A 6,645-nucleotide genomic window follows, 5' to 3' on the forward strand; every position below is an offset into this window, starting at 1 on the left:
GCGATGAGGAAGAGGTCAGGTTGTATATAATAGCTGTTACGAGCTTATCACGTGTTTAAGTTTCCCTTAACGACTCCCCTATTGGTGTAGATAGTGTATAATATGCAAGTAACAGGCACCCCAACAGGGGATTCTACGGTTTTCCTTATATTCTGGATCATAATAAATATACTTTGGTTCATGCTTCTATTCACAGATCTCCCTGATAGGATTAGGATCTATAGGTGGGATAGGATCATAAGGTTTAGGCTATCACAGATCGAGGGGATGGCTCTGGAGACTCGAAAAGCTTCCGAGGAATATTTGAGAGAGATAGGTGTGAAAGATCCCAGTGGGTTGATAGATGGCTTCATAAACAATAACTTCCTCATAGAACCGGTTTCTATAGAGCCGACGGATATTATAAAGAGGCTGGGGCATCTGATAAGAGTGAGGGATGATAAGATAAAGAGCTATACATCCTCGATCTCGCAGGGCTTGGACAAGGCTAAAAGAGATAATATAGCAGTTATCCTCGAGATAAACTGGGTCTTCAACCTAGTCTACAGGGTTATTAGACATTACTATCTACTGGGTAAGAAGACGCAGAACTGGATCTTGCTAACACAGCTTGTAATCCTCCTCCCAGGGCTCATCAAGGAGCTAGAGGCATATAAGAAAGCTGTAGAACCCTTCAAGCTAGGGATACCTGTGGGGGATTCTGCAGGCCCTATGGTGGTATCTCTTCTAGCCCCCAACGCCGAGAGGATCGCAATAGCTGAGGAGACGGTATATAGCGTGACAGATATAGAAGGTAGAAAAGTATATCTCGTGAAAGCAGAGGGGCCGGGAGGCACTGTTGGTAGGCCTGGCGAGGCTGTTGCAAAGCTAGTTGATCAGCTTGGATGCAACATCTCTCGAATAATAACTGTGGACGCAGCCCTCAAGCTAGAGGGTGAGAAGAGCGGGGAGGTTGCAGAGGGTACTGGAGCTGCGATAGGCGATCCAGGTCCTGAGAAGATAGCTATTGAGAGGGCCGCGATCAAATGCAACATACCCCTAGACGCTGTTATTGTGAAGATGAGCTCCGAAGAAGCTATAACGCATATGACAAAGGAGATCTACGAGGGGGTGGTTAAAGCTGCAGAGGTTGTTAAAAAGATTATTAGGGAGAAGACAAAAGAAGGAGATATAGTTTTGGTAGCTGGCATAGGGAATACGGTTGGGGTTCTATAGCTTTCGAAAACATTTCCATATACAATATACAATCCGAAACCCAAATTCGTGTGAGGAGGGTTGCCCCCATTATCTTCTAATAAATTCTGTATAGTGGCATTTACCACAGTACCACCTCTCACCGCCGGGTTTGTAATAGCCCATCATAGATCCGCATCTTGGGCATTGCTTGTTTTTAGGCTTGATAGTCCCCTTCGACGGATCTATTGTGTAGAGAGAGGATCTAAATCTCTTACCCTTCTCCTTACTCATTAACCCCCACCCTTCTCCTCCTTCTTCTCAGATCTCTGCAGGAGATATTTCGGTTCAAATCTTTCGAGAGTAGCTCGATCTCTATATATATGTACCCATGCCTTTGATGAGTCCTTCCCATATTCTGTCTCTATCCTTCTAACAACAACAAGGCTTTTATCAACACCGAGGAGCTTCGAAACAGCCTCAATCACATCGAGTCTCGATGGGGTTCCCTTATTCCTATGCTCTATCCTTAGCACAGCCTCCTTCCTCTGGATAACCTTGTTCTCCTTCTGCGAAACCAACACATAGATCCCGCTGTCGAGTTTCGCCACAGGGCCCTGCTGACTCTCCACAGCCATTTCAACCGCCTATGGATAGTATAACTGCTGGCTTATTAGCAATAAAGATATAAGCACTCATAAGGATACCAATTGGTGAGAATATGGTTAACGTGGGGGAAAAGGCTCCTGACTTCGAGCTACTAGACACAGATCTTAAGAAGAGAAGACTCTCAGAGTTCCTTGCAAAGGGTAGATATGTGGTTCTAGCATTCTTCCCCGGAGCATTTACATCAGTATGCACAAAGGAGATGTGCACATTCAGAGATAGAATGGCCAGGCTAAATAACCTAGATGCCGAGGTAATAGGTATAAGCGTTGACAGCCCATTCGCACAGAAAGCCTTTAAAGAGGCTAACATGCTTAACTTCACATTGCTAAGTGACTTCAACAGAGAGGTTATAGAGAAATACAATGTAGTCCTACCAGACCTCCTAGGCCTCGGCCTAAAGAAGCTAGCAAAAAGAGCAGTATTTATAATAGACCCCAAAGGCATAGTTGTATATAAATGGGTCTCAGAAGACCCAAGAGTAGAGCCAGACTATGATGAAATAGAAAGAGTTCTGGAGAGACTAAAGAAAGGAGGATCAGTTAAATAAAATGAATTCGATATATAGTTTTTTATCTTCTAGACGTCAACAAAATTCTCTACTAGAGCATTCGATCTCTATTAGCTCTATTATAGCCGAGATCCCAGAGAGACACACAGCTAAATATAACACAATTATATGATCTCTTATCCTCACTCTAGATACTGGGTTTACACCTAGGGAAGCCCCGCCTCCCAGGGCGGGGAGGAGGCCGGATCTAGTCCTTATTTTAAAAGAGGTTAGGCCTTCACATGTAATAGGTTTGGATAAAATACCTCTAGATCTACAGCTGTCTAGGATTATAATAGATCTTTATAGTATATATAGGATCTCCAGATCCACCTAGCTATTGGAGAGATCCTCCTTAAAAGATCCTCAGAGTCATTTGACCATATTAATACCTCATAGAATCCCTCTTCATATCCTAGGTGAGAGATACATGATAAAACGCTCTGGAGAGGCGTTTCAGAATCTGTGCTAAGTAGTATGGCACCTAGGGTAGATCTGCATCTATCCTCTAAAACCCATGAGCACCCTGTATAAGCTATAGCTAATAACGTGGTATGGATTCTGCAGATATAGGCCCTATCATATATAGAGTTGATTATATATCTTGTAGGTGCCCATACGAGGCGTTTCCCCTCTCACGGTATTTCTAATTACTTTTAATCATTTTTAGTTCCGTGAGTGGGGTTAGCCCTCGGTGTGGGATCACCAGCTTCACCCGCACCTCATGGGGCTCTGTCGAGCCCAACGCCATGGGGCTCCCATCTGGGGATAGATATCTCAAACCAATATTGATAGCACCAATTACGTCTCTATCCATGGTTAGTCCATTGCTCAGCCTTGCTAGCCTCATCTGTATCTTTATAACCCTCACCCTTCTACCCCCTCTCAACGCAACGCGAATCACAGAGGGGGTATAGTTTTTGATAGGCTTCCTACTAAATGGTTCCCTCGATGATGAGTATGCCTCAGACTCCTCAACAACATATAATAGCTTGCTATTCAACACTTCTACTAATTTTGAGACACACCACTGATGAATCCTATGCCTCAGACTCTTTTTATTAGCATTGCCAGCCATTCTATTCTTACCCCTACGAACATTCCCAACAACTACAGCTGCATCATATCTCCTAGCGATCTCCTCGATTATCCTGGCTGTCTTGTATATGATATCCTCTTTCCTCTCCCCCTCTCTGAGCCTTCTAAGGGCTTTCCTAGCAACCCTATCCCTAGTAGATCTGTCCTTAGCTATTCTTCCACGTCTCTCAGAATATGCTATAACAATCCTACCAATGCCAGTCTCAACCCTATAGATCTCATGTAGCTTTCTATTAATGAAGATAGCTAGGGTAACATTGTTCTCATTTATATCCACTGCAACAGCATTGCCAGGTCTATATGATATCTCGAATTCTTTTACAAGGGTTAGATATATGAGGATCTTCCCATCAATTAGCTTTAGCTTCAACTCGCTAGATAGTTTCCAACCGCTGTAGAGATATCTATGTAGTTGCTTATTATTCCTATAGGCTATTCTGATCCATCCCCTATGTGTTCTAACCTCTATAGCTCCATCTCCTAATCTCCAATCCTGAGAATCAGAGTAGATCAGCGTTATACTCCTTATCTCAGGCTTATCCTTTCTAGCCTGTCCCTTCTTTCTCAGCTTTTTGAATGATTTCGTCCTTCTAGAAGCGTCTCTATAGCATCCCTTGATAACCCTCGTAGGAATCCATGGATACTTCTCCCTAAACCTATTGTAGAAGATCCTATGCAGTGTCTCTTGAGAAGCACTATGTTTTAGAGCGTAGTCTAGCATTTCCTGGAGCATGGTTCTATAAGCTTCATTAATCTCTCTAAGTGCTTCCCTACCAAACCTATTAGTCCAACCCTCAAGAACAACAGTTCTCCTAAGCGTCTTTAAGAGCTTCTCCAACACCAACCAAGTAATCAGAAGTGTTTAAAAGTATTTAAATTTATCGCTAAACCTGCAACAGCCCCCAGGTGTTAGTGGTAGAAGTGGGTACCCCCTTTCCAGGATATCTATTATCTTCTCTAGATCCTCTTGATGAAGAGCATCTAACCTAGGGACCTCTGTAGGGCCTGTTGAGGGTAACGGTGGTATAGATGCGGAGAAAAGCTCTAGAATCCTCTTCATACCGAGGGAGGAGCATATTCTGTGAACCGGTATATTATTTCTAGATGTGAGAAGAGCAGCACCAGCAAGACCTATCTTCCTAGCCTCCTCTAAGAGCTTTTCAGTCATATATTTCCCCACACCCTTCCCCCTAACACCTTCTCTAACTCTAGCACCCATTAGCCATGCGATTTTATCAACTGGATATAGGATTGAGATACCCTCGATCCTACCATCTACCTCAACCCCGTAGAGGATACCACGTGAGAGAGCACTCTCTAGAACCCCTTCTCTGAGGTAATCGTTACTATCGAGCCATGAATATATATAGGGGAGATCCTTCTCCTCTACTTTTCTAAATAGCATGGATATCCGAATAATATGTTACTATAGCAGGTTATTTGGTATCAGCTGGGCTCCAAAGATGTTGAGGATCTGCTAAAGAGATAACAATAGATCTCGGTTATCTGATTATCGCTAAGGCGTTCTTTTCTTGGCAAAGAGCTTGATAGGGTTAACCCTATGGAAAACCCTTCCCGCCCCGTGGAGCAGGATGTTCGTCTTATCAAATATTATTCCCCACTCATCCACAAGCCCCTCGAGGATCCTTGTTAAGAGTACTTCAAAGATATATAGCTTCACCTCGCCAACATCGTACTTAGCATATACCCTTCCCTCGAGAATAGCTATAGATCCTTGGAGCCCCGGAGGTTTGATCTTGATGCTCGGAACTAGCTCAACCGAGAACTTCCTAACCTTATCAACAGATCTTCCAGAAACAGATCCTAGGTCATATACCAGTTGTAGCTGAGCATCGCTAGGCACATTTATAGTGGCCTCACCATGATACTCCAGACACTCATAGGTATATGTAGTTCTATCAACAGCCACAGCCACAGTTGGTGGCTCCTCACTAACAGGAGTATTCCAGCTAGCAGGCATCAGATTTACCCTCCCATCCCTACAGATCACACCTAGAACCACAGTTGGCCTTGGATGTAGCGGTCTATAAAACTTACCTCTATACTCGATATACATAGCATATAACCTCCATAGCTACTCTTGAAACAAGTAGCATATAAGCTGAAGGGGTGTTACAATTAAAAGCCCCCATTTAGGATGGTAGTAAGATACCTTGTCTTCCTAGAGAAAGCTTCTTCAAAAAAACTAAACCTATAGAAATAAATATATCGACATTGCTAGCTATCTGATTAGAGCCGGAGATAAAGATAGCCTTAAGAGGTTTATAATAAATATCGCTAGCGAGGCAATGAATATGATCGTTATTATAGCTAGAGAACCTTTTTTGTTCAAAGGCCTATTAACACTATCATCTAGATCCTCTAGTAGTCCTTCTTCTATATTAAATGTGCTTCTTCCTAGAATAGTTAAGAGGATATTTACGAAATATAGTACTCCGGATGTTATAAATATTATAGCTCCTATACCCAAAGCTATGGATGGGTAGATCCACTGCTGGAGCATTATATCGGGGGGTAGATAGGTTCTTCTTGGAGCTCCTTCCCATCCTAGGATAAGCATTGAGGAGCCCTGGATTGAGATGCCTATGAAGGATAGATAGATCTGGGCTATAGCTAGTTTAACGCTATATAATCTTTTATTGAATAGAGCTGGCACGATATAGTATGATAATGCCATAAAGGCTAGAGAGGTTCCTCCAGCTACTATGAAGTGGAAATGCCCTGGAACCCACATTGTGTTATGGAGATTCACATTTGTAGGCATCGAGGTCATGTTGATCGATGATACACCACCAACAGCGAATAGGATCATTGAGAATATGGCTCCCGCAAAACCCGGGTTTCTCCATGGAATAGCTCTGATCCACCCAAATAATGTTTCAACCCTTCTTGTAGATCTAATCATAGTCTCTAGAGCACTTAGTATTGAGAACGCCGACACCATAGATCCTGTTGCTAAGAAGTGCGATCCTATATTCCCACTAGCATTTTTGAATATAATGGAGTACATGGGATCTACGAGTATATGATGCCCTATCCCAGGTGTTACGAAGATCATAAGCAGTATAAGCCCTAGCTTAGCTAGAGGGGAGCTTACAAATTTGAGAAGGGCTAGGCCAGAGCCCAGCGCTAGGAGG

8 protein-coding genes are annotated in these 6,645 nt (G+C 43.1%); 2 read left to right on the forward strand and 6 right to left on the reverse strand.

The features are described 5' to 3' along the window. Positions 1-102: 102 nt before the first annotated feature. Positions 103-1,215 (forward strand): DUF1512 domain-containing protein, encoded by a 1,113-nt coding sequence (locus QXE01_01400; protein ID MEM4969888.1) that lies wholly within the window; start codon positions 103-105, stop codon positions 1,213-1,215. A 69-nt stretch (positions 1,216-1,284) separates the two neighbouring features. On the opposite strand, the gene QXE01_01405 is transcribed toward QXE01_01400, so the two are convergent. Next, positions 1,285-1,467, reverse strand: coding sequence for a 30S ribosomal protein S27ae (locus QXE01_01405; GenBank protein MEM4969889.1), 183 nt, complete (start codon positions 1,465-1,467; stop codon positions 1,285-1,287). Next, positions 1,467-1,811, reverse strand: a complete 345-nt coding sequence (locus QXE01_01410; GenBank protein MEM4969890.1) for a 30S ribosomal protein S24e — start codon at positions 1,809-1,811, stop codon at positions 1,467-1,469. Before QXE01_01410 ends, QXE01_01405 begins: the two co-directional genes overlap by 1 nt. Positions 1,812-1,894: 83 nt before the next feature. Between QXE01_01410 and QXE01_01415 the strand changes: the two genes are divergently transcribed. Continuing rightward, positions 1,895-2,389, forward strand: a complete 495-nt coding sequence (locus tag QXE01_01415; protein ID MEM4969891.1) for a peroxiredoxin — start codon at positions 1,895-1,897, stop codon at positions 2,387-2,389. Between the two features lie 646 nt (positions 2,390-3,035). Here QXE01_01415 and QXE01_01420 read toward each other — a convergent pair. From QXE01_01420 to QXE01_01435, 4 genes are all read right to left on the reverse strand, one after another. Further along, positions 3,036-4,325 (reverse strand): IS200/IS605 family accessory protein TnpB-related protein, encoded by a 1,290-nt coding sequence (locus QXE01_01420; protein ID MEM4969892.1) that lies wholly within the window; start codon positions 4,323-4,325, stop codon positions 3,036-3,038. Between the two features lie 24 nt (positions 4,326-4,349). Then, positions 4,350-4,892, reverse strand: coding sequence for a GNAT family N-acetyltransferase (locus tag QXE01_01425; protein ID MEM4969893.1), 543 nt, complete (start codon positions 4,890-4,892; stop codon positions 4,350-4,352). A 111-nt stretch (positions 4,893-5,003) separates the two neighbouring features. Further along, positions 5,004-5,564: a flavin reductase family protein gene (locus QXE01_01430; GenBank protein MEM4969894.1), complete on the reverse strand. Its 561-nt coding sequence runs from the start codon at positions 5,562-5,564 to the stop codon at positions 5,004-5,006. A 165-nt stretch (positions 5,565-5,729) separates the two neighbouring features. Further along, positions 5,730-6,645 (reverse strand): cbb3-type cytochrome c oxidase subunit I (locus tag QXE01_01435; GenBank protein MEM4969895.1); only part of this gene is annotated, 916 nt, incomplete at its 5' end.

The sequence above is a fragment of the Sulfolobales archaeon genome, from assembly GCA_038897115.1.
In the GTDB taxonomy this organism is placed as follows: Archaea; Thermoproteota; Thermoprotei_A; order Sulfolobales; family AG1; genus AG1.